This is a genomic window from Bacillus silvicola (assembly GCF_050524305.1).
GTDB lineage: Bacteria > Bacillota > Bacilli > Bacillales > Bacillaceae_G > Bacillus_A > Bacillus_A cereus_AT.
Genome location: NZ_JBNGVC010000012.1, coordinates 1,584,641 through 1,607,086, shown reverse-complemented (window position 1 = coordinate 1,607,086; position 22,446 = coordinate 1,584,641). Strand labels below are relative to the sequence as shown.

Sequence of the window (22,446 nt, the reverse complement as noted above, 5' to 3'; positions counted from 1 at the left end):
TATGGTAGTATAAAGAAAAGATTATAGTGTGAAAAAGTGCACTCGTTAGAGGAGGAAATATAGATGAAATCATTAGAAAGCATGGAACAATTCCAAGAATTAAAAAATGAAGAGAATGTAGTCTTCATGTTCTCAGCAGAATGGTGCCCAGATTGCCGTTTCGTTGATCCATTTATGCCAGAAGTAGAAGAGAAGTATAGTGATTTCTCATTTTACTATGTAGATCGTGATGAATTTATTGATCTATGCGTGAAATTAGACGTATTTGGCATTCCGAGCTTTGTAGCGTACAATAAAGGTGAAGAAACTGGACGCTATGTAAACAAAGATCGTAAAACACAAGAGCAAATCGAAGAGTTTATTGAAGGTTTAAAATAAGACAATTAGCCAATTGAATTGTAAAAACAACCTCTACCTTCGCGGGGGAGGTTGTTTTTTTGGAAGGGAGGAAAAAGAGATGAAAATGACAAGTAAAAAGATGAAAGACGAGTTAATGAAGAAATTATCTCGACCAGAATGGGATTTTCATTATGATAGCGAGAAAGAAGTTCTTCGTATTGAACAAACAGACTCGAAAAAAGGTATTAACGTATCACTTCCAGGAGTAGTAGCAAAATGGGAAGTGAACAAAGAAAAAGCGATTGAAGAGGTCGCTTATTACGTACAAGAAGCGCTAATTGCAATGCATAAAGAAGAAAATAGCACGGCGAAAATTTTACCTGTTATTCGCTCTACTTCTTTCCCGAAACAATCAGAAGAAGGAAATCCGTTTATTATGACGGACCACACGGCGGAAACACGTATTTACTATGCGCTAGATTCTAATAAAACGTATCGATTAATTGATGAGCGCTTATTGCAAAAATTAGAGCTTACAGAGCAACAAGTACGTGAAATGGCATTATTTAATGCTCGCTCATTAGGTTATGAATTTAAGCAGGACACAGTAGCAGGTAATACATTCTACTTTTTAAACACAAATGATGGGTATGATGCGACTCGTATTTTAAACGAATCGTTACTACAATCGATGCGTGAAAAGATCTCTGGTGACATGGTTGTGGCAGTTCCTCACCAAGATGTATTAATTATTGCTGATATCGTCAACGAAATCGGTTATGATATTATTGCACAAATGACAATGAAATTTTTTGCCGAAGGGCATGTTCCGATTACATCACTTTCATTCGTATATGAAGATGGGGACTTCGAACCAATCTTTATTTTAGCGAAGAATCGGAAGAAGACAGATGGAAAAGAGAAAGGATGAACGAAGTGAACGTTTTTTACAACCTTGAAGGAATTGGTGACACTTTAATTGTTACCTTACAAGATATTACTTTAGAAAACCGTACATTTGACCGCAAAGGAGATGTTGCTCGCGTATACGATCGTGAAAGCAACGTAACAGCAGGATTCAACATCTTTAATGCATCTTCTTATGTAGAAGTAACAGATAACGGAAACGTTACATTAACAAAAGAGTTTGTTGAAAAAATTAACGAAATTTTAGCGAAGAATGGCTTTGAAGAAAAAGTAGAAGCTGATTTCACGCCGAAATTTGTTGTAGGCTATGTAGCTGAAAAAGAGAAGCATCCAAATGCTGATAAATTAAACATTTGTACAGTAGAAATCGGTACAGAAACATTACAAATCGTATGTGGTGCACCAAACGTTGATGCAGGACAAAAAGTTGTTGTTGCAAAAATCGGCGCTGTAATGCCAAGCGGTATGTTAATTAAACCTGCTGAGCTTCGCGGTGTTCCTTCTTCTGGAATGATTTGCTCTGCACGTGAATTAGAGCTTCCAGATGCTCCACAAGAAAAAGGTATTCTTGTATTAGAAGATAGCTTTGAAGTTGGACAAGAGTTCAAATTTTAATTGATGTAAGAGAAAATAGCCTCGCATATGTGGGGCTATTTTTTTTTGTGTGAAATTCCTAGGATTGTAACGTTTCTCTTTAAAAACTATATTGTATTTTAAAAATAAATTAGGTAAAATTTAGAAAAATAGAAGGGGATAGACGTATGAAACAACAACTAAAAATCGCAGAACTTCTGAAACGAATTGAAACTTCAAAACAGCAAGATATCGAGTTAGGTTCCTATGAAATATATGTATTTAGTGAAAATGAATTAGAAAAAGGACAAATCGGTTATCGATATGATAAACATAAAAATTCATTAGTAAGTGAAGAGAATGGAAAGTGGCAAGAAGGATGGATTGTGATTGGATATGAAACGGATATGGGCGATCCAGTTTTCGTGAATGTGGATGATAATATGTATCCAGTGTATACTGCAGAGCGTGGTACGGAAACGTGGCAGCCTGTTTATATTGGAAATATGGATGAGATTATAAACCAATTATAAGTAAAACTTTGAGTCCGGTGCAAAGTGATGGGAGAGAAGCATGAAGTATATAAAAATAATGGGCATGATTGCATTTATTGGCATATATATGGGAGGTTGCTCACAGGAGCAGCCGAAAAAAGAAGCATCATCTTCTGTAAGAGAAACAAGCAAAGAGAAAAAGGAAGACGCACCGGTAGAAAAACAGCAAGAAGAACAAGAAAAGAAAGAAGAACCACAAGCAATTCAAACGAATGAGCAAGTAGAACCTAAGCAGGAGGAAGCGTCGGCAGAGGAAAAGAAAGAGGAAACTACGCCGGTGCAGCCACCAGAGCAACCAGCACAAAATAATGAACAAAAAATAGAGAGTAAGGAGAAGCAAGAAAAGTTTCTCGTTGTCATTGATCCAGGGCATCAACAAAAAGCGAATTTAAATTTAGAGCCGATTGGTCCAGGAGCAACTACTCAAAAATATAAAGTGACAGATGGGACAACAGGTGTTGTAACAAAAAAGAGAGAGTCTGTCCTTGTGTTAGAAATGGCTTTTATATTAAAAGAAAAGTTGGAAGCAAAAGGTATGCAAGTATTAATGACGAGAACGTCACAAGATGTTGATATAAGCAATAAAGAACGTGCGACATTCGCAAATGATCATAAGGCGAATTTGTTTTTACGTCTTCATGCAGATGGTTCGGAAAATCCAAACCAAAGTGGATTTGCTGTATTGACGCCGGCAGAAGGAAGTCCGTATACGAAAGAGATTTATGCGGAAAGTCTTCAAATCTCTCAAACGATAGTAAATAAAATGAGAGAGAATCATCAAGTGAAAGTAAATGGAATTAAATATCGAGATGATCTTTCTGGGTTTAATTGGGCAAAAGTTCCTGGCGTTCTATTAGAACTTGGATTTATGTCAAATCCTGAAGAAGATAAAAAATTATCTGATCCGCAGTATGTGAATTCTTTATTACAAAGCGTAACGGATAGTGTAGATGAATATCGGAAGAGTAAAGCTTAAACGCAGTCTTACATGAGAGGCTGCGTTTTTCCATGTGAAAACACTCGTAAATTAGAATATTATGGATAAATATGACATGCTTAATTTTACCTGCACTTTTTGCCGAATGCTGATACAATAAAGGATGTTACTATTTAGTAGAAAGAGTGGTAAGCATGTTAGATTGGATGAAAAAGCTGTTTAACAAAGAGGAAGAAAAAACAGTGATGAATAAAGAAGTGTCGGCACAAATTGAAAGTCAGCCGAAAATTCCTCGTGTAAACCACTACACTGAAGCAAGAGAAGCACAAATGGCAAGTCGAAATGCAGGGAAATGCCGTTTTCCATTAATACCGGATAATGGGTTCGATGAAGAGGATGTAAGAGAAATAGAGCACTTTGAAGAACGACCTGTTCAAGTAGTAACATACGAAGAGCCGTCTGCTCAAAGCGGAATAAAAGTGGAAAGAAGCAGACGACTATATGTGGAAAAAGCAGTTCCTACATATGAAGAGCCGGAATTGCAATATGAACAGGAACAAGAGCCTATCGTAAAAAAAGCATCCGTCCCATCACAAGAAAGTAACCGTAGACCATTTCGTCCAACAGAGATGATTTCACCGATTTATGGATATAATCGTCCTTCAGTAGAAAAGAAGGTTGTACAGGAGGAAGAAAAAGAAAGAGAAGATCTTGAAATATCCATTGAAGGAAAATCAGTTGTGGACGCATGGTTAGAGAAAAAGGGCTACACATTATCCGATTTTTCAGAAGGCAAAAAAGAAGGTTCGTCTAATAAGGAAGGACTGAACGAACAAACACAAAAAAATAGTAAAGTAAAAGAAAAATCGGTTGTGGATGCATGGTTAGAGAAAAATGGTTACGAGATTGAGAGTCAAGTTCCTTCATTAGAAGAAAGCCAGAGTGATCAGTTGCTTCATACAACTGTACAAGCCTTACAGCAAGAACAAGATGTAGTGGAGTTATCGCATATAGAAGATAACGAAGAAACTCTACAAGAAGAGTCAATAGATTCTAAAGTAGAGAACGTGGAAACGATATTAAGAGAAGAAATCGAATGTAGTACAGAAATAGAAGAAACTATTGCTGAAGTTGTAGCAAATCAAATTGAAGAGGAATCTTCAGAAGATGTAGTAATTGTAAAAACAGATGAAAAGCTTCAAGAAACAATCACTATAGAAATACCAGATGCTTTTGAAGAAGAATTAGAGGAAGCTAAGGGAGCAACAGAAGAAGTTGCAGAATTAGAAGAAACTAAGGAAGTGGCAGAAGAAGTTGCAGAATTAGAAGAAACTAAGGAAGTGGCAGAAGAAGTTGCGGAGTTAGAAGAAACTAAGGAAGTGGCAGAAGAAGTTGCGGAGTTAGAAGAAACTAAGGAAGTGGCAGAAGAAGTTGCGGAGTTAGAAGAAACTAAGGAAGTGGCAGAAGAAGTTGCGGAGTTAGAAGAAACTAAGGAAGTGGCAGAAGAAGTTGCGGAGTTAGAAGAAACTAAGGAAGTGGCAGAAGAAGTTGCAGAATTAGAAGAAACTAAGGAAGTGGCAGAAGAAGTTGCGGAGTTAGAAGAAACTAAGGAAGTGGCAGAAGAAGTTGTGGAATTAGAAGAAACTAAGGAAGTGGCAGAAGAAGTTGCGGAGTTAGAAGAAACTAAGGAAGAAGAACCAATTTCTCAAGAAACAGTAATTGAAGAAACGATGAATACAGATTTAGTGGGAAATACACCAGTTGCAGGGCAACCAGTGATTTTTCAACAAGAAACAATTACGTTCAAGGAAGAAAGTGAAGTATTCGTACCAGTTTCAGAAACGGATGAGCAAACAAAGAAAGATGTTCAAAACTTTGCGAACGTTTTAATTGAAGAAGCGGAAGAAAAGAAGCAAGTTGCTGAAGAACAGCCTGCTTTACAAATAGAAGAACCGAAACGTGAGAAAAAACGTCATGTCCCATTTAATGTTGTCATGTTAAAGCAAGACAGAAAGAAATTAATGGAAAGACATGCGGCAAGAACGAACGTAATGCAATCAACTGCCAGTAAACGAGTGGAAGAAAAGCCAATGCAGCAAGTGGTAGTAGAACCGCAAGTGGAAGAAAAGCCAATGCAGCAAGTGGTAGTAGAACCGCAAGTGGAAGAAAAGCCAATGCAGCAAGTGGTAGTAGAACCGCAAGTGGAAGAAAAGCCAATGCAGCAAGTGGTAGTAGAACCGCAAGTGGAAGAAAAGCCAGTGCAGCAAATGGTAGTAGAGCAAGTACAAGAGAAAGCATATGTTGTAAATCAAAGAGAGAACGATATGCGAAATGTATTGCAAACACCACCGACATATGCAATTCCGCCATTAACATTGTTGTCAATTCCGCAGCAAGCAGCGTTAGATAATACGGAATGGTTGGATGAACAGAAAGAATTATTAAATACGACATTTAATAATTTCCATGTTGGTGCACATGTTATTAACGTATCGCAAGGTCCAGCAGTAACTCGTTTTGAAGTACAGCCAGACCCAGGTGTGAAAGTAAATAAAATTACAAATTTAAGTGATGATATTAAGTTAAGCTTAGCTGCGAAAGATATTCGTATTGAAGCGCCAATTCCAGGGAAGAGTGCGATTGGAATCGAAGTTCCAAATAAAGAAAGTAAGCCAGTGTTTCTTCGTGAAATTTTAAGAAGTCCTGTGTTTACAAAGAGCGAATCACCGCTTACAGTTGCGCTCGGGCTTGATATTTCAGGCGATCCAATTGTAACTGATATTCGGAAAATGCCACACGGACTTATTGCGGGTGCAACAGGTTCTGGGAAAAGTGTGTGTATTAACGCAATTTTAACGAGCATTTTATATAAAGCGAAACCGCATGAAGTGAAGTTAATGTTAATCGATCCGAAGATGGTTGAGCTTGCACCATACAATTCTGTTCCACATCTTGTAGCGCCTGTTATTACAGATGTAAAAGCAGCAACAGCGGCTTTAAAGTGGGCAGTCGAAGAGATGGAACGCCGTTATGAATTATTTGCGCATGCTGGTGCTCGTGATTTAACTCGTTACAATACGATTGTAAGTGGGAGAGAAATCCCAGGTGAGACATTACCTTATATTGTAATCGTCATTGACGAGTTAGCTGACTTAATGATGGTTGCTCCTGGTGATGTTGAGGAAGCGATTTGTCGTATTGCACAAAAAGCTCGTGCTTGTGGTATTCACTTATTAGTTGCGACGCAGAGACCATCTGTAGACGTTATTACAGGTTTAATTAAATCAAACATTCCAACGCGTATTGCGTTTACAGTATCATCTCAAGTTGATTCGCGTACGATTATCGATATTGGGGGCGCGGAGAAATTACTTGGTCGTGGTGATATGTTATTCTTAGGAAACGGTACGTCTAAACCGGTTCGTGTACAAGGTGTATATGTATCGGATGATGAGATTGAGAAAACAGTTGATCATGTGAGAAAGCAAATGAAGCCGAATTACTTATTTAAGCAAGAGGATTTATTAGCGAAAACAGAACAAGCTGAGTCGGAAGACGAATTGTTCTTTGATGCATGTCAATTTGTTGTAGAACAAGGGGGAGCGTCCACATCTTCTGTACAGCGAAAATTCCGCATCGGTTATAATCGCGCGGCACGTCTCATTGAAGAGATGGAATCGCAAGGGATTATTTCTGAAGGAAGAGGAACGAAACCGAGAGATGTCCTTATTTCTGAGGATGAATTTGCTGCTATGCAGGAAACAAATGTATAGGAAACGGTTTTGCTGTATACTAAGAGAAAATGTTGGATAGTAAAGTAGGGAGTAAAGCGACATGAAAGAAATTGAATTAAAATTAAAAGGTGAAATAAATCGACTAACAAATAAAACATTTAAATTTGATGAACGTGTTGGAGAAGGTTGGTTCTCTGCCGTTTACTTTTTAAAAACTAGAGAAATCATTGAAGAATTTCGCCCGAAAAGTGTTGTAACGATGCAGTTTTTCCAAAAAGAACATGCGGTTCTTTGCGGAACAGATGAGGTAATCGCATTGCTACAAACATTTGCCAAAAATCCTGAGGAATTAGAAATTTATTCTTTAAAGGATGGCGATAATATTAGTCCGTTTGAAACTGTTTTAACAATTCATGGTCCTTATGAAAATTTCGGATTTTTAGAAGGTGTAATTGATGGGATTTTAGCTCGTCGTACATCAGTTGCGACAAACGTATATAACGTTGTCCAAGCTGCACGTAGTGTAGATAAAGAAAAACCAGTTATTTTCATGGGAGATCGTGATGATCATTATACGCAACAAGCTGGTGACGGTTATGCGGCATACATCGGAGGTATGAGCGCACAAGCGACGCATGCAATGAATGAGTGGTGGGGCAGAAGTGGTATGGGGACGATGCCTCACGCATTAATTCAAATGTTTAATGGTGATGTTGTTGAAGCTGCAAAAGCGTATCATAAAAAATTCCCAGAAGATGAATTAGTTGTATTAATTGATTACAATAATGATGTCATTACAGATGCACTTCGCGTAGCGCGTGAATTTGGATCAACATTAAAAGGTGTGCGTGTCGATACGTCTCGTACAATGATTGATCAATACTTCATTCGTCACCCAGAAGTACTTGGAACATTTGATCCACGTGGTGTAAATCCATCGCTTGTATTTGCACTTCGTAAGGCTCTTGATGAGGAAGGGTTCCAACATGTAGATATCGTTGTAACTGGTGGTTTTGATGAGAAGCGTATTCGTGAATTTGAAGCTCAAAATGTTCCTGTCGATATATACGGAGTAGGAAGTAGCTTATTAAAAATGAATATTGGCTTTACTGGTGATAACGTAGAATTAAATGGAAAACCAGAAGCAAAAGCTGGTCGTAAATACCGTCCAAATCCACGTCTAGAGCGTGTTCAATTAGAAACAAAAGAAGATATGTAAAAATGAGAAAAACTGATAGGTGATTGACCCTATCAGTTTTTCTGTTATCATAGTATAACAGCTGATTTTTTGCTATAATAAGTTTGTTATGGACATAAAAAGAAGTACGTACGTGGTTATCCTGATAAGTGAAGATTAAAGAAAACTTCGCTTATCAGAAATGTATGATGATTACCAAAATAAGAAAAGATTCATATACTGTCTTATAGATAGGCCGTTGTATTAGTTCGAAATGTTGGAGGTTCTTTAAGATGACAGTTTACCATTTTGTAGGAATTAAAGGAACAGGAATGAGTTCATTAGCGCAAATTCTTCATGACATGAAGCATACTGTTCAAGGGTCTGATTATGAAAAGCGTTTCTTTACACAAACAGCATTGGAAAAGCGTGGTATTTCCATCCTTCCTTTTGATAAAAATAATATTAAAGAAGGACAAGTGATTATCGCAGGAAATGCATTTCCTGATACGCATGAAGAAATCGTAGCAGCAAAAGAATTAAATATCCCAGTACATCGTTACCATCACTTCTTAGGTGATCTTATGAATCAGTACACAAGTGTTGCTGTAACTGGTGCACATGGAAAAACATCAACTACAGGTTTGTTAGCCCATGTAATGCAAGGCGCACACCCAACATCTTACCTTATTGGAGATGGAACTGGGCATGGGGTAGAAAATAGTAAGTATTTTGTATTTGAAGCTTGTGAGTATCGTCGTCATTTCTTGTCTTACTATCCAGACTATGCAATCATGACAAATATTGATTTCGATCACCCGGATTATTTTTCAGACATCAATGATGTATTCAGTGCATTCCAAGAGATGGCATTGCAAGTGAAAAAGGGCATTATTGCATGTGGTGATGATGAAGAACTTCAAAAAATTCAAGCGAAAGTACCTGTTATTTTCTATGGATTTGGAGAAGATAATGATTTCCAAGCACGTAACATCCAAAAGAGAACTGATGGTACTATATTCGATGTATTTGTTCGTAATACGTATTATGATACGTTCAAAATCACAGGATATGGCGATCACAGCGTATTAAATGCATTAGCAGTAATTGCGCTTTGCCATTATGAAAACGTTGATGTAGAAGCAGTTAAGCATCAGCTAACAACTTTTGAAGGCGTAAAACGTCGCTTTAATGAAAAGCCAATGGGAGAGCAAGTTATCATCGATGACTATGCACACCATCCGACAGAAATTAATGCAACGATTGAAGCAGCTCGTCAAAAACATCCAGAGCGTGAAGTTGTCGCTGTATTCCAGCCGCACACATTCTCACGTACAGAAAAGTTCTTAGATGAGTTTGCTGAAAGCCTAAGCAAAGCTGACCAAGTATACTTATGTGATATTTTCGGATCAGCGCGCGAAAACAAAGGTGAATTAACAATTGAAGATCTGCAAAAGCGTATTGACGGTGCAGAACTAATTACAGATACAACAACGGATGTATTAAAGAAACATAAAAACGGCGTTTTAATTTTCATGGGCGCAGGAGACATCCAAAAATTCGAAGCAGCTTACGTAAAAGAAGTTCAAGTTGCAGAGAAGTAATAAAAAAGACGCATAGCTTATGAAGTGACCCCTAAAAGTTAGACATGGTTATTTCATTAGGCAGCGTTTTGGGCGTGGGTCCGGTATTGTATCGGACTCATACCCTTTAATTTTGCCTTAATTCTCTTATGATTATAGTAAGATATATATTTTGCTAGTTCTTGTTCAAAATGTTCCATATTCTTAAAGTCTTTTCGATATAAAAATTCAGATTTCATAATACCAAAGAAATTTTCGATAACTGCGTTATCGTAACAGTTCCCTTTCCGAGACATACTTTGTGTAATACCACGTTTATGAAGAGAATCACGGTATTTTTTCATTTGATAGTGCCAACCTTGATCGGAATGAATAAGGAGGGCATCCTCATCTGTTAAGCGTTCAAAGGATTGGTCTAACATATTAGAAACAAGGGCGTAGGTTGGCCTTGAACCAATTGTATACGTGATAATTTCACCATTAAACAAGTCCAACATTGGCGATACATATAATTTCTCTCCAAATAATTTAAACTCCGTAATATCCGTGACCCATTTTTCGTTTGGCCTTTCTGCTTTGAAATTACGTTCTAAAATATTAGGGGCAATCTTTCCAACAGTTCCTTTATAAGAGCGATATTTCTTCATACGGACCAAACACTTTAATCCTAATTCTTTCATAATGCGTTGTATCTTTTTGTGATTTATTTTATGTCCACGATTAGTAAGTTCATCACGAATACGGCGATAACCATAACGGCCTTCATGTTCATGATAAACAGCTTGAATTAATACTTTCAAATCTGCATCTGGATCCGGACGTTTGGCATTTTTTAACCAATAATAATATGTGCTACGTGGAATATTGGCAAGCACTAAAAGTGATTGTACCGGAAATTGATGCCTTAATTCATAAACTACTTGCGCTTTGTCTTTTTTTGTGACTTCTGTTTGTTTTGAACTAAGGCATTCAACTTTTTTAAATACGCATTCTCCATACGTAACCTTTCTAACTCCTCTTGGAGTTCTTCAATGGAGCCTTCGACTGGTAATTGCTTTTTCACTATTTTGTGATTTTTATTATTCATAGACGGATGCCTCTTTTCTTTAAGTTGTAGGGCATCCAATCCTTCTGTTTCATAAGCTACTTTCCATTTACGAACCGTTTCATAAGATGGAATATTAAAAATTGCCGCTGTTTCCCTGATAGACGTCCTATTTTCAATCATATAGTTAAGTACGTCTAGTTTAAATTGCGTAGAGTAAGATGTATAGCGTTTTTCAAAAGCTTTTTCACCGGAATATTCATATCGGCTAATCCAGTGATAAAATACCCGCTGATCCACGCCTATAGATTTAGCAATGCTTGTCCCGCCTTCTGGGCCTTCTAAATATCGTTTTACTGCTTGTATTTTTTCTTTTGAAGAAAATTTAGCCATAAAAAAACTGCACCTCCAATTGTTAGTCGTGTCTAACAATTGGGGTGCAGTTCATTAGCTGTGCGTCTTTTTTTATTGTGTTTGATATATTTTAAAAAGCGTTGATATGTTGGTATTGTTTATTCTTTTTGTATAGTTGTTTTAATAAAACCATATATAGTGAACTAAAAAGTACATATCCAATTAAATAATAGAATGAAAACATATCGAATTGTTTTGTTATCATAATTCGAATCGCGAAAAATGCAAATGGAAGAGCAATTAAAACGCTAGAACTAAAGGTAATAACTGTTTTAAAAAACTTTAATAAATCTGTATTCCAATGATTTTCCCTATAGATGAACCAAATGTTGCTTGCAATAAAGGCTAACAAAAATGGTAAGTTAGCTGAAATATTTATAAAACCTAGTGCGATAGGCGTTGATAGAGCACCGAGTGGAGCAACTGAGAACCCAGTAAAGTATTTGATAAATGTATTTGTAGATTGCTGTGCATGTTGAATAACATCTGTATATTCTACTGCAATTTCCTGTGCTAATTCTTTTGGAGGAAGAAATTCTTCAATCACTTGTGAAGGAATGCTTGCTGATGGTATCCCTTCACTTTCTTTACTTAATGCATTTTCATATAAATCGGATTTGATTTCGAGCACATGTTGTTCTCTTGCTGACGTAGGTAAGTTCATTAAACCTTTGTGGAAATCCTGTAAGAAAGAAGTAATGAGTTCATTTGCAAAGAATTGTTCTTTGTTCATTTTTTATCCTCTCCTTTAGCTAGTAACATTAGAGCTTGATACACTGCATCATAATCATGTAAGCGACTATATAAAATTTCTCTCCCTTCGTCTGTAATTCGATAGTATTTTCTTTTTGGGCCATCACCAGACTCTTCCCAATAGGAAACAGCCCAATTGTTTTTTGTGATTCGATTTAATATAGGGTAAATCGAACCATTTGGAATATGGAATACAGGGATTTCTTGTAATGCGCTTGTGATTTCATATCCGTACATAGGTTGTTTACTTATTAAAGACAAAATAGCGAGATCAAAAACACCTTTTCTTAATTGAATTATAAAATTATCATTTTTTTCCATACTTTAACTATATATGATTCATATCTAGATATCAATCATATATAGTTGGTTTTTTATTTACGTATTGACCTAGAGTTAACTCTAGGTTGTAAGATGAAAATATAAAATAAGGGGGAGAGAACATGTATAAAATCGGTGAAGTAGCAGAATTAACAGGGATGGGCATTCATACTTTGCGTTACTATGAGAAATTAGGATTATTACCACCACCAACGCGAAATAGCGGGATTCGTCAATATACAGAAGGTGATGTGCGTCTATTAAAATTTTTATATTCGTTAAAACAAACTGGAATGTCATTAGAAGAGATGGCTGAGTTTGCAAGTGATGGATGTATTATAGAGGAGATTAGGCAGAGAAAAGAGGAAGTACCAGCGAAAGTAAAAAAGAGAATTTCAATTTTAACAACTCACTTGGAGCGATTAAAAGAACAGCAGGAACAATTGCAAAAAGTTGTTCAGTTAACGGAGGAGAAGCTAGAAATTTATTACGGTTTTTTAGAAGGGGAAAAATCGGAGGCTGACAATGAAGAATAAAGTATACGCTCAGTTACTTGGATTTGCAATTTTCACTGGTGGGACATTTAATGCTTCGAAATATGCCGTGCAGTATTTTGAAGCGATTCATATAGCAGCATGGCGCTTTGGAATTGCTGCATTTGTGATGTTATGTTTGTTAAAAATACGAAAAGATTTTGAGGTAGCGGTATGGAGGGAGAATAGGACTTATTACCTTTTGCTAGGTATTGTTGGTGTATTCGGTTTTAACTTCTTTTTCTTTTTAGGTATGAAACATACAGAAGCTATTAATGGTGCACTGATTATGGCGACGAACCCGTTCGTTACGACGCTGTTAGCAAGTGTCATTTTACGAGAGAAAATCATAAAGCGCCAAGGTATCGGAATGTTACTTGCATTACTAGGTGTTGTCTTTGTACTTACACAAGGTTCGTTTGCAATACTACAAAATTTATCATTTTCAAAAGGAGATTTTTATATTTTGTTAGGGAATATTTGCTGGGCGTTATACGGTGTGCTAGGCAGAAGGTTTATTAAAACTGGTAGCCCAATACAAACTACGACATATACGATGACTATTGGTGCCCTTGCTTTTATTGTGATATCTTTCACTCAAAAAAGTATAGTACCAGTTTTGGAAATTCCTTTGTTAGCTTGGGGAGCGATTCTTTTTATGGCAATTGGAATGAGTGTGCTCGGTTACTTATGGTGGAATAATGGAATTGCTCAAATTGGGACAGCAAGAACATCCTTATTTTTTAATCTAGTACCTGTTGTTACAATGTTTATTTCTTTTATTGAAGGAGTGAATATAACGCCCGCACAATCCGTAGGAATGATATTAGTTGTTACGGGTGTATTGTATTCTTCTGGTTTTATACAAATAAAACCAAAAAAAGTATGAATATTTAACATTTTGTACCTTTAAGTGTTAGAATAATAAGAAAACTAAAAGGGGATAAAAAACATGTTCACACTTCGAGTAGATGATGAAATTGAACTACAACTATTAGAAAAACATCATAAAGAGGAACTATATGAATTAATAGATCAGAATCGTACCCATTTAAGAAGATGGCTTCCATGGGTAGATGGGACGAAATCTGCTGATGCGTATAATGAGATTTTTCCGATGTGGTTAAAGAAATTTGCAGAAGGAGATGGGTTTGAAACTGGTATACGTTATAAAGGAAAGCTCGTTGGGATGGTGGGGATTCATCCGGTGAGCTGGGGTAAAAAAGCGACGAGCCTTGGATATTATCTTGCAGAAGATGCTGGTGGAAAAGGTATTATGACGCGAAGTGTGAAAACTGTGCTTCACTATGCATTTGAAAATTTAAAGCTGAATAAAATTGAAATCAGGTGCGGTGTTGAAAATGTGAAAAGTCGTGCAATCCCAGAACGTTTAGGGTTTAAGTTAGATGGGGTTTTAAGAGATGAAGAATGGGTATATGATCATTTTCAAGATATCGCTGTGTATAGTTTACTAGCTTCAGAATGGAAGAAGATTCGATGAACGAGAAGATTTGTATTATTTCTTATGAAAATAAGTTTCAAGATGAAGTAGTAGATCTCATTGTTCATATTCAGCAAAAAGAGTACAATGTCCCAATTACGAAAGAAGAGCAGCCGGACTTACTAGAAATAGAAACGTTCTATCAAAGGGACAACGGAAATTTTTGGGTAGCAACTTATGATGGTAAAGTAGTTGGAACGGTAGCTTTATTAGATATTGGGAATGATCAAGTAGCATTAAGAAAAATGTTCGTGAAGAAAGAGTTCCGCGGAAAAGAATGGGGTGCATCACATATGTTACTTCAAACGGCAATTTCTTGGGCGAAGGAAAAGAACTTGGAAGACATTTATTTAGGAACAACAGTTAAATTTCTAGCAGCACACCGTTTTTACGAAAAGAATGGTTTTCAAAGCGTGAGTATAGAAGGGTTACCAAAAAGTTTTCCGGTGTTAGAGGTAGATAAGAAATTTTATAGATATATCGTTTAAAAAGGTCATTTATAAATGATCTTTTTTTATGAACTAAAATGGAAATAATGGTATAATTTAGGTTGGGTGGTGTAGGTATGAACTTTCCAATTCAAAGAAGTAAGTCTGCAATAATTTTCGTTAGTCTAACGTTAGCTTTCATGGTGGTATATCCGATTGTAATGTTCTTTACAAGAAAAGGGGATTGGGTTTCAGCTCTAATTGGGGTGGGGTTATGCTTCATTGTAAATGGCCCTCTCGTTTGGGAAATATTTATTAAAAAACATAAAATCGAAAATGGTGTGCTAAAATACGGCGTTTTAAATGAAGATGTTGTATTGAAAGATATTAGAATTATTCGCCAAGTTGGGAAGTCTCTTGAAATTACGACGAATGCATATAAAGTACATATGATTGCAATGCCGCAAGATACGGATGAATTCTTGGCGCTTATTGAGAAAGAAAATCCATATGTAAAAATAGAAATGGTAGGGAAGTAATGGCTATTGATGGTACTCACTACTTCCATTTTTATGGACTAAAGAAGCAGGGGGATTAGAAATGAAAAAAATCTGTATGTTGTTTTTATTTCTGCTAACCACATCTATTCTTTTAATAGGATGTAGTACGAAGAAGGAAAAGGCAGATATGAACTTAGAAAAAGCACAAAAAATTGAAATTGAATCGCTTACTGATTCGAGTGATAAAAAAACAATTACTGATAAGAAAGAAATTAAAAAGTTGTTTGAAGGAATGAAAATGGATAAGTGGGAAATGGAATCGGCTCCTTTAGATACTCCGCAAGGGAAAACGTTTAAAATGTATCAAGAGGATACACCGAAATTATTGGATTCGAGTAAAGATAAAAAAGAGTTGCATGAAATTGGTACTATGACAGTCTATAAAGATGTCCCTTATGTTGAGGTTGAAATGAAAAATAAGAAAATGAGTTTTAAAGTGCCAGAAGATGTGGTGAAAGATTTATTAAAGTATTAATAAAAAAACGCTCGGAGTGTCTTCCGAGCGTTTTTATTATTATTTTAAGTTCTCTGGGTTTAAAGCTTCTAGTTCAGATACAACGAAGCGTCCGTCTTTACGGATTAATACGTCGTCGAAGTAAATTTCGCCGCCGCCGTATTCAGGGCGCTGAATGCATACTAAATCCCAGTGGATGTTAGAGTTGTTGCCGTTCCATGCATCGTCATAAGCTTGTCCAGGTGTGAAGTGGAAGCTGCCATCGATTTTTTCATCGAATAGGATGTCTCCCATTGGATGTAAGATGTATGGGTTTACGCCAATCGCGAACTCACCAACGTAGCGTGCGCCTTCGTCTGTATCGAAGATTTTGTTAATGCGCTCTGAATCGTTTGCAGTTGCTTCAACGATTTGGCCGTTTTCAAACTTAAGTTGTACATTTTCAAATGTATAACCGTTGTAAGGTGATGGTGTATTGTAAGAAACTGTACCGTTAACAGAATCACGAACTGGTGCAGAATATACTTCACCGTCTGGAATGTTTAAATGACCTGAGCATTTAATAGCTGGAATGTCTTTAATAGAGAATGTTAAGTCAGTTCCAGGACCAGTTAGGCGAACTTTATCTGTTTTATTCATTAATGTAACAAGGCTATCCATCGCCTTATCCATTTTACCGTAGTCTAAGTTACAAACTTCGAAGTAGAAGTCTTCGAAAGCTTCTGTGCTCATTTTAGCAAGCTGCGCCATAGAAGCATTTGGGTAGCGAAGAACAACCCAGCGCGTTTTCGGAACGCGGATGTCTCTATGAACTTTTTTACCAACTGTTTGGCCGTGAACTTTCATACGTTCACTTGGAACGTCAGCTTGTTCGTTAATGTTATCACCAGAGCGAAGACCGATATAAGCGTCCATATCTTTCATTACGCTCGCTTCATATGCAGCGATTTGTTCGAAATGTTCTTCAGTAGCACCCATTAATAAAGAGCGATCTACTTGATGATCTTTTAAAGAAACGAATGGGAAACCACCAGCTGCATATGCTTCTTTTACAAGTGCAGTTACAAGTTCTTTTTGTAAGCCAAAGTTTTCAATTAATACTTTTTCGCCTTTTTGTAAGCGGATAGAGTAGTTAATTAAATTGTATGCTAACTTTTCAATGCGTGGATCTTTCATATGTAAAGCCTCCCTACTAATTATGTATCCCTTCCTATTGTAACCTACTTAGTGGAATTTGTTGAATGATTTATGTTAAAGTTAACGAATAAGTATGAAAATTCTAATGAAAAGATAGGGATTAGAACGAAACGGAAAATGATTGTATAATGGGAGAAAGTATGAAAAAGATAAAGGAAGTGATGAAATGCAAGTTCTTTTATATGTAAGTGCGGCTGTTATCGCGGTTGCTTTCGCTGTATTAGTAGTGTATGTATGCAGAACGTTGTTATCGGTTCAGAAAACGTTAGAAAACGTTGCGAGCACATTAGAAGGTTTAGAAAAGCAAATGCAAGGAATAAGCGTAGAGACGGAGCAATTATTACATAAGACAAATGCGTTAGCTGATGATATTCAACAGAAGTCACAGTCGCTAAATAAAGTAGTAGAAGGTGTAGATGGAATCGGAACGACGATTCACTCTTTAAATACGAAGCTTCGCAATGTATCAGAGTCTGTTACGGACGAAATTGAAAATAACGCAGATAAAGTAGCACAAGTTGTACAATGGAGCAGCGCAGCAATCGAAGTATACAATCATTACCGTGCTACGAGACAAGATAAAAAGGTTGAAAAAGAAGAGCGTAAACTTGAGAGAGCTGAGCAGAAGGCTGAAAAGAGAGAAAAACGCTCTAGACTTCGCATGAGAGGTGAGTAACGATGAGTATGATGAAGATTGAAACGATTGAAGAACTTGAAGCGTTAGTAGAAAAGAACGAGCCTTACGTTCTTTTTAAGCATAGTACGACATGCCCAATTAGTCACGGTGCATATACTGAGTTTCAAGCGTATTGCCGTGAAGAAAGAGAAGTGCCAGCATATTACTTATACGTACAAGATGCGAGAGATGTTTCGAACCATGTTGCAGAGCAGTACAGCATTAAACATGAATCTCCGCAAGTGCTATACATAAAAGATGGAATGGTAGTATGGCATACATCGCATTGGAATATTAAAAAAGAAGCTTTAGAAGAGAATGTAAAATAGGGGAGGCAAGCGAAGGGCTTGCTTCTTTTTTATTTTGTTGCAATATATTTATGGTACACTATAGATACATTAAAACTAAGTAAATTGACTTTTGAAAGTGGGTTTTAAGCAATGAAGAAAATGGCGTTATTCATCGCAAGCTTAAGTTTATTACTGGGGGCTTGCAGCAATAATACTATTGAGAAGAAAGATGAAGTTGTGCAGAAAGATACGAAAGAAAAAAGTATGATTCCGAGAACTGCTGTTTCTAAGGATTACTATAGAACTGTTATTCCTTTAAAAGACCAAAAGGTAATTAATACAGTTAATGTTAAAACTAATTCTAAACTAGATTTAGCAGAATATGAAAATGGTTTAATGAATATTGCTTCAAAACAATTTGATACAGAAAATTACGTATTACAATTAAATCAATATATTCCAGAGAAAACAATTGATGAATTAGTTACGAAACAAGAAGTACCAGTTTTGACTAATATTATAGAACAAGACTACTTCGGCAAACAGAATTCAAATGAACTAAGCTTATCTGGTGTAGTTATTGGTTTATCTATGTCTTCAAGTGTATCTAATGAGGAAGCTATTTCTAAAGGTACTGAAGTTGCCAAGCAACTTATAGAAGCTATTAATAAAAATGATAAATATAACAAATCTCCAATTACGTTTGCTATATTTAAGCAAGAAAGCACAAGCTCTTTAAAGAATGGTACTTATATTTCAAACGCTACTGTTCAAAAGAATGAGACTAACCTTGGAAATTGGGATACTATTGATGAAAAATCGTATTCGTATCCTTCTCAAGAATTTGCGGGAGCACAAGGAGAAGACAATAAAAAGTTAGATGATTTTTCAGAAGCAATAAAGAAATTCTCTCCAGGAGATTATATCCCTGTTAATGCTAAGATTTCTTATAAGCAAAATAAGATGGATAAATTAAAGATGGATATTGTCGTTAAATATAATGGTAAGTCAGAATTAATGGCGCTTTCTCAAATGGCTGCTCAAAGTATGGTAGAAAAATTCCCTAAAGATGCTAAAGTTCAATTACAGATAAAGTCTGAGAGTAAAATCGAGGCTGTTATTATAAAAGAGAAGAACAGCGATAAACCGTTCGTTTCTTTCCTATAAAATAAAAAAGACAGTTTTTAAGCTGTCTTTTTTATTTTATAAATTTTCCGGAATACAGTAATTTTAATTTATACTACGGATTTTCTGCTTTCTTATTATGCTATTTCCACGTCTTTTTTCTATCTTTTTCATACATTATTCTATGTTGTATATCGTGTGACAACCTCGTATGTATCAGCTATAATAAGTTATCTTAAAAAAGTTAATGAAGAAATTTAAAAGAGGTGGCTTTCTTATGGCATCACAAGAGTTAGATCGATTACGTTCTAGCATCGATCAAATCAACCTACAATTATTAGAGTTATTGAATGAAAGAGGCCGTCTCGTACAAGAGGTTGGAAACTTAAAAGAAGTACAAGGTGTGAAACGTTTTGACCCTGTACGTGAAAGAGAAATGTTGAATTTACTTGCGGAGAATAATAATGGTCCATTTGAAACATCGACCTTACAACATATTTTTAAACAAATTTTTCAAGCTGGTTTAGAACTACAAGAAGACGATCATCGCAAAGCGCTACTTGTTTCTCGTAAGAAAAAAGCAGAAGATACGATTGTGGAGATTAATGGAGAGAAAATTGGCGATGGAAACCAACATTTTATTATGGGACCATGTGCTGTAGAAAGTTATGAACAAGTACGCCAAGTTGCAGAAGCAATGAAAGAGCAAGGTCTGAAACTAATGCGTGGTGGTGCTTTCAAGCCTCGTACATCTCCATATGATTTTCAAGGTCTTGGATTAGAAGGATTGCAAATTTTACACCAAGTTGCAGATGAATATGATTTAGCTGTTATTAGTGAAATTTTAAATCCGAATGATATTGAAATGGCATTAGATTATGTTGATGTTATTCAAATTGGCGCTCGCAACATGCAAAACTTCGAGCTATTAAAAGCAGCTGGTGCTGTAAATAAGCCGATATTATTAAAGCGTGGTTTATCCGCAACAATTGAAGAATTTATTAATGCGGCAGAATATATTATGGCAGAGGGGAACGGTAATATAATTTTATGTGAACGAGGTATTCGCACATATGAAACAGCAACGCGTAATACGCTTGATATTTCCGCTGTGCCAATTTTAAAGAAAGAAACACATTTACCTGTCGTTGTCGATGTAACGCATTCTACAGGGCGACGTGACCTTCTATTACCAGCTGCAAAAGCTGCTATGGCAATTGGTGCTGATGCTATTATGGCTGAAGTGCATCCGGACCCAGCAGTTGCATTATCAGATGCAGCACAACAAATGGATATTCCAGAATTCAATGAGTTTATGAAAGAATTAAAAGCATTCGGAAGTAAATTATAAAAAGATTTTTTAGTCTATGTAGGCTTTGTTACATAGACTTTTTACAAAAATTGCCCTTTTTTGCATAAAAAATACGAAAATACGAGAAAAGAAGCGAATTTTTTCGAAACTTTTGCGGGAAAATATTGTATGAGCCTGCGTTTTTATCGTATCATTAGTAAAAGGAAGAACTCGGGACGATTGTTGGCATCTGCAAATAGAGTTGATGTCTTTTTTTCATTCAAGTGAACCGATACATAAAAATAGATAACATAAATAGAAGGAGTGTGCGAAGAGATGAACGTAACAATCTATGATGTAGCTCGTGAAGCAAATGTTTCAATGGCTACCGTATCACGTGTTGTGAACGGTAACCCAAATGTAAAGCCTACAACAAGAAAGAAAGTATTAGAAGCAATTGATCGTTTAGGATACCGCCCAAATGCGGTAGCACGTGGACTAGCAAGTAAGAAAACAACTACAGTGGGTGTTATTATTCCTGATATCTCAAATACGTTTTATGCAGAACTTGCTCGTGGAATTGAAGATATCGCAACAATGTACAAATATAACATCATTTTAAGTAACTCTGATCAAAACAAAGAGAAAGAGTTCCACTTATTAAATACGATGCTTGGGAAACAAGTGGACGGGATTGTTTTCATGGGTGAAGATATTACAGATGTTCACATTGAAGAATTCAAAAAATCTCCAGTACCGATTGTATTAGCAGCATCATTTGATGAGCAAAATGAAACGCCATCAGTAAATATTGATTATACACAAGCAGCTTACGATGCAATGAAGCACTTTATTGAGCAAGGACATAAACGTATCGGTTTCGTCTCTGGTCCTTTCATTGATAAAGCAGGAAGCGCGAAGAAGTTACAAGGTTATAAAAAAGCTTTAGAAGAAGCAAGTATTTCATATGATGAAAATCTTGTAATCGATGGAGATTACACATATGATTCAGGTATCGAAGCATTTGAAAAGCTTTGGAGCAGTGATGAAAAGCCAACAGCAATCTTCGTATCTTCTGATGAAATGGCACTAGGTGTAATCCATGCAGCACAAGACGCTGGATTAAACGTACCAACTGATGTAGAAGTGCTTGGCTTTGATAACACACGCCTTGCATTAATGGTACGTCCACAGCTTTCAACAGTTGTACAACCAATGTATGATATCGGTGCAGTAGCAATGCGTCTATTAACAAAGTATATGAACAAAGAAAAAGTGGAAGATCACACTGTTATCTTACCTCACCGTATCCAATTTAGAGATTCAACGAAGTAAGAATAAAAAAGCTCACAGCGATTGCTGTGAGCTTTTATTCATATTCAGGGTAGTATTTTTTTACTACTGTATCTACAGTTTCATTTTTCTTAACATGTAAAAATCTTGCGTACAATTCTTTTCCTGTATCAAATGGCGTATCGTCTAACTCGAAAACATGAAGCACTTTTCGAAATTTCCACGTTACTTGCTGATCGTACATATTATCGTACGTATCTACAGATTGTATAGCTACCTTTTCTCCTAGCTCATGAGCTTCTTCTAAACTGTTTGCTTTAACGAGAATAATACTTTCTTCAAAAAGCGTATCGTGATTCTCTTCATAATGCTCATCCATTTTACTAGGATCAGGCTCACCTGAATGAACAGATTCAAACAATAATTTTACAGCGTACATATGTGAGAACCTCCTTATGCTGAATGTTTTAATTTGTAAACAATATTTGCGACAAGTGAAGCAGGTAGGGTAAATACGTAACTTTGATAATGGTAATGTACTTGAGATCCTTCATAAGACATTTTATCGTATAGTTCATTTTGTGAGACGTTCATTTTTTTCTGTTTTTCTTTGAGCATTTTAATGTAGTTATACTGTGTTGGGACGAGAATGATGAAATAGGCTAATACAATTAGTGAAATCCAAATCATTATGAACACGCCTTGTAAATAGAATTTGTATATATCAATAAAAAGAAAAAA

25 protein-coding genes are annotated in these 22,446 nt (G+C 36.2%); 19 read left to right on the top strand and 6 right to left on the bottom strand.

The window, feature by feature from the left end; all coding sequences use genetic code 11:
• Positions 1-63 precede the first annotated feature (63 nt).
• The 8 genes from ACP6L7_RS20345 to murC all read left to right on the top strand — a co-directional run bounded on the left by ACP6L7_RS20345 (position 64) and on the right by murC (position 9,845).
• A complete protein-coding gene (locus ACP6L7_RS20345; RefSeq protein WP_000838192.1) occupies positions 64-378 on the top strand; it encodes a thioredoxin family protein in 315 nt (104 codons plus the stop codon).
• A gap of 79 nt (positions 379-457) precedes the next feature.
• Positions 458-1,270: a DUF1444 domain-containing protein gene (locus ACP6L7_RS20340; RefSeq protein WP_097829041.1), complete on the top strand. Its 813-nt coding sequence runs from the start codon at positions 458-460 to the stop codon at positions 1,268-1,270.
• Positions 1,267-1,881: a YtpR family tRNA-binding protein gene (gene ytpR, locus ACP6L7_RS20335; RefSeq protein ID WP_001006780.1), complete on the top strand. Its 615-nt coding sequence runs from the start codon at positions 1,267-1,269 to the stop codon at positions 1,879-1,881. The genes ACP6L7_RS20340 and ytpR overlap by 4 nt, the downstream gene beginning before the upstream one ends.
• Positions 1,882-2,027: 146 nt before the next feature.
• On the top strand, positions 2,028-2,372 hold the full coding sequence (locus tag ACP6L7_RS20330; RefSeq protein WP_097829042.1) for a thiamine transporter: 345 nt from the start codon (positions 2,028-2,030) through the stop codon (positions 2,370-2,372).
• A 40-nt stretch (positions 2,373-2,412) separates the two neighbouring features.
• A complete protein-coding gene (locus ACP6L7_RS20325; protein WP_141533565.1) occupies positions 2,413-3,369 on the top strand; it encodes an N-acetylmuramoyl-L-alanine amidase in 957 nt (318 codons plus the stop codon).
• Between the two features lie 155 nt (positions 3,370-3,524).
• A complete protein-coding gene (locus tag ACP6L7_RS20320) occupies positions 3,525-7,103 on the top strand; it encodes a DNA translocase FtsK (protein ID WP_430529363.1) in 3,579 nt (1,192 codons plus the stop codon).
• A 61-nt stretch (positions 7,104-7,164) separates the two neighbouring features.
• Positions 7,165-8,283: a nicotinate phosphoribosyltransferase gene (locus ACP6L7_RS20315; protein ID WP_097833121.1), complete on the top strand. Its 1,119-nt coding sequence runs from the start codon at positions 7,165-7,167 to the stop codon at positions 8,281-8,283.
• A 251-nt stretch (positions 8,284-8,534) separates the two neighbouring features.
• Positions 8,535-9,845 (top strand): UDP-N-acetylmuramate--L-alanine ligase, encoded by a 1,311-nt coding sequence (gene murC / locus ACP6L7_RS20310; protein WP_097833120.1) that lies wholly within the window; start codon positions 8,535-8,537, stop codon positions 9,843-9,845.
• A gap of 56 nt (positions 9,846-9,901) precedes the next feature.
• Here murC and ACP6L7_RS20305 read toward each other — a convergent pair.
• From ACP6L7_RS20305 to ACP6L7_RS20295, 3 genes are all read right to left on the bottom strand, one after another.
• Positions 9,902-11,262, bottom strand: a protein-coding gene (locus ACP6L7_RS20305) for an IS3 family transposase (RefSeq protein WP_430528870.1) whose coding sequence is annotated in 2 segments (ribosomal slippage) — positions 9,902-10,806 and positions 10,806-11,262 — 1,362 coding nt in all. Because the reading frame shifts where the segments join, the coding sequence is not laid out codon by codon here.
• A gap of 91 nt (positions 11,263-11,353) precedes the next feature.
• On the bottom strand, positions 11,354-12,016 hold the full coding sequence (locus ACP6L7_RS20300; RefSeq protein ID WP_097833119.1) for an HAAS signaling domain-containing protein: 663 nt from the start codon (positions 12,014-12,016) through the stop codon (positions 11,354-11,356).
• The gene (locus ACP6L7_RS20295) at positions 12,013-12,357 is read right to left on the bottom strand and encodes a PadR family transcriptional regulator (RefSeq protein ID WP_097833118.1); all 345 of its coding nucleotides are present in this window, start codon (positions 12,355-12,357) and stop codon (positions 12,013-12,015) included. The genes ACP6L7_RS20300 and ACP6L7_RS20295 overlap by 4 nt, the downstream gene beginning before the upstream one ends.
• A 122-nt stretch (positions 12,358-12,479) precedes the next feature.
• Here ACP6L7_RS20295 and ACP6L7_RS20290 point away from each other — a divergent pair, with 122 nt between their 5' ends.
• The 6 genes from ACP6L7_RS20290 to ACP6L7_RS20265 all read left to right on the top strand — a co-directional run bounded on the left by ACP6L7_RS20290 (position 12,480) and on the right by ACP6L7_RS20265 (position 15,854).
• Complete coding sequence (locus ACP6L7_RS20290; protein WP_097833117.1) at positions 12,480-12,893, top strand: MerR family transcriptional regulator; 414 nt, start codon at positions 12,480-12,482, stop codon at positions 12,891-12,893.
• Positions 12,883-13,779: a DMT family transporter gene (locus ACP6L7_RS20285; RefSeq protein WP_097833116.1), complete on the top strand. Its 897-nt coding sequence runs from the start codon at positions 12,883-12,885 to the stop codon at positions 13,777-13,779. Before ACP6L7_RS20290 ends, ACP6L7_RS20285 begins: the two co-directional genes overlap by 11 nt.
• 63 nt (positions 13,780-13,842) lie before the next feature.
• Positions 13,843-14,391 (top strand): GNAT family N-acetyltransferase, encoded by a 549-nt coding sequence (locus ACP6L7_RS20280; RefSeq protein ID WP_097833115.1) that lies wholly within the window; start codon positions 13,843-13,845, stop codon positions 14,389-14,391.
• Positions 14,388-14,879: a GNAT family N-acetyltransferase gene (locus ACP6L7_RS20275; RefSeq protein ID WP_097833114.1), complete on the top strand. Its 492-nt coding sequence runs from the start codon at positions 14,388-14,390 to the stop codon at positions 14,877-14,879. Before ACP6L7_RS20280 ends, ACP6L7_RS20275 begins: the two co-directional genes overlap by 4 nt.
• Positions 14,880-14,956: 77 nt before the next feature.
• A complete protein-coding gene (locus tag ACP6L7_RS20270; protein WP_097833113.1) occupies positions 14,957-15,358 on the top strand; it encodes a PH domain-containing protein in 402 nt (133 codons plus the stop codon).
• A 61-nt stretch (positions 15,359-15,419) separates the two neighbouring features.
• Positions 15,420-15,854: a hypothetical protein gene (locus ACP6L7_RS20265; protein ID WP_097833112.1), complete on the top strand. Its 435-nt coding sequence runs from the start codon at positions 15,420-15,422 to the stop codon at positions 15,852-15,854.
• 39 nt (positions 15,855-15,893) lie between these two features.
• Here the strand turns inward: ACP6L7_RS20265 and ACP6L7_RS20260 are convergent, their stop codons facing one another.
• Complete coding sequence (locus ACP6L7_RS20260; protein ID WP_000654730.1) at positions 15,894-17,009, bottom strand: aminopeptidase; 1,116 nt, start codon at positions 17,007-17,009, stop codon at positions 15,894-15,896.
• A gap of 187 nt (positions 17,010-17,196) precedes the next feature.
• On the opposite strand from ACP6L7_RS20260, the gene ACP6L7_RS20255 reads away from it, so the two are divergent.
• From ACP6L7_RS20255 to ccpA, 5 genes are all read left to right on the top strand, one after another.
• Positions 17,197-17,706 (top strand): DUF948 domain-containing protein, encoded by a 510-nt coding sequence (locus tag ACP6L7_RS20255; protein ID WP_097833124.1) that lies wholly within the window; start codon positions 17,197-17,199, stop codon positions 17,704-17,706.
• A gap of 2 nt (positions 17,707-17,708) precedes the next feature.
• Positions 17,709-18,035, top strand: a complete 327-nt coding sequence (ytxJ, locus tag ACP6L7_RS20250) for a bacillithiol system redox-active protein YtxJ (RefSeq protein ID WP_097833111.1) — start codon at positions 17,709-17,711, stop codon at positions 18,033-18,035.
• Between the two features lie 111 nt (positions 18,036-18,146).
• Complete coding sequence (locus tag ACP6L7_RS20245) at positions 18,147-19,163, top strand: CamS family sex pheromone protein (protein ID WP_097833110.1); 1,017 nt, start codon at positions 18,147-18,149, stop codon at positions 19,161-19,163.
• Positions 19,164-19,398: 235 nt separating this feature from the next.
• On the top strand, positions 19,399-20,472 hold the full coding sequence (locus ACP6L7_RS20240; RefSeq protein WP_097833109.1) for a bifunctional 3-deoxy-7-phosphoheptulonate synthase/chorismate mutase: 1,074 nt from the start codon (positions 19,399-19,401) through the stop codon (positions 20,470-20,472).
• A gap of 276 nt (positions 20,473-20,748) precedes the next feature.
• Positions 20,749-21,747 carry a catabolite control protein A gene (gene ccpA / locus ACP6L7_RS20235; RefSeq protein ID WP_097833108.1) on the top strand — a complete coding sequence of 333 codons (999 nt, stop codon included), beginning with the start codon at positions 20,749-20,751 and terminating at the stop codon, positions 21,745-21,747.
• Between the two features lie 34 nt (positions 21,748-21,781).
• Here the strand turns inward: ccpA and ACP6L7_RS20230 are convergent, their stop codons facing one another.
• On the bottom strand, positions 21,782-22,144 hold the full coding sequence (locus ACP6L7_RS20230; protein WP_097833107.1) for a DUF4288 domain-containing protein: 363 nt from the start codon (positions 22,142-22,144) through the stop codon (positions 21,782-21,784).
• Positions 22,145-22,158: 14 nt separating this feature from the next.
• Complete coding sequence (locus ACP6L7_RS20225) at positions 22,159-22,395, bottom strand: DUF3949 domain-containing protein (protein WP_097833106.1); 237 nt, start codon at positions 22,393-22,395, stop codon at positions 22,159-22,161.
• Between the last annotated feature and the right edge of the window lie 51 nt (positions 22,396-22,446).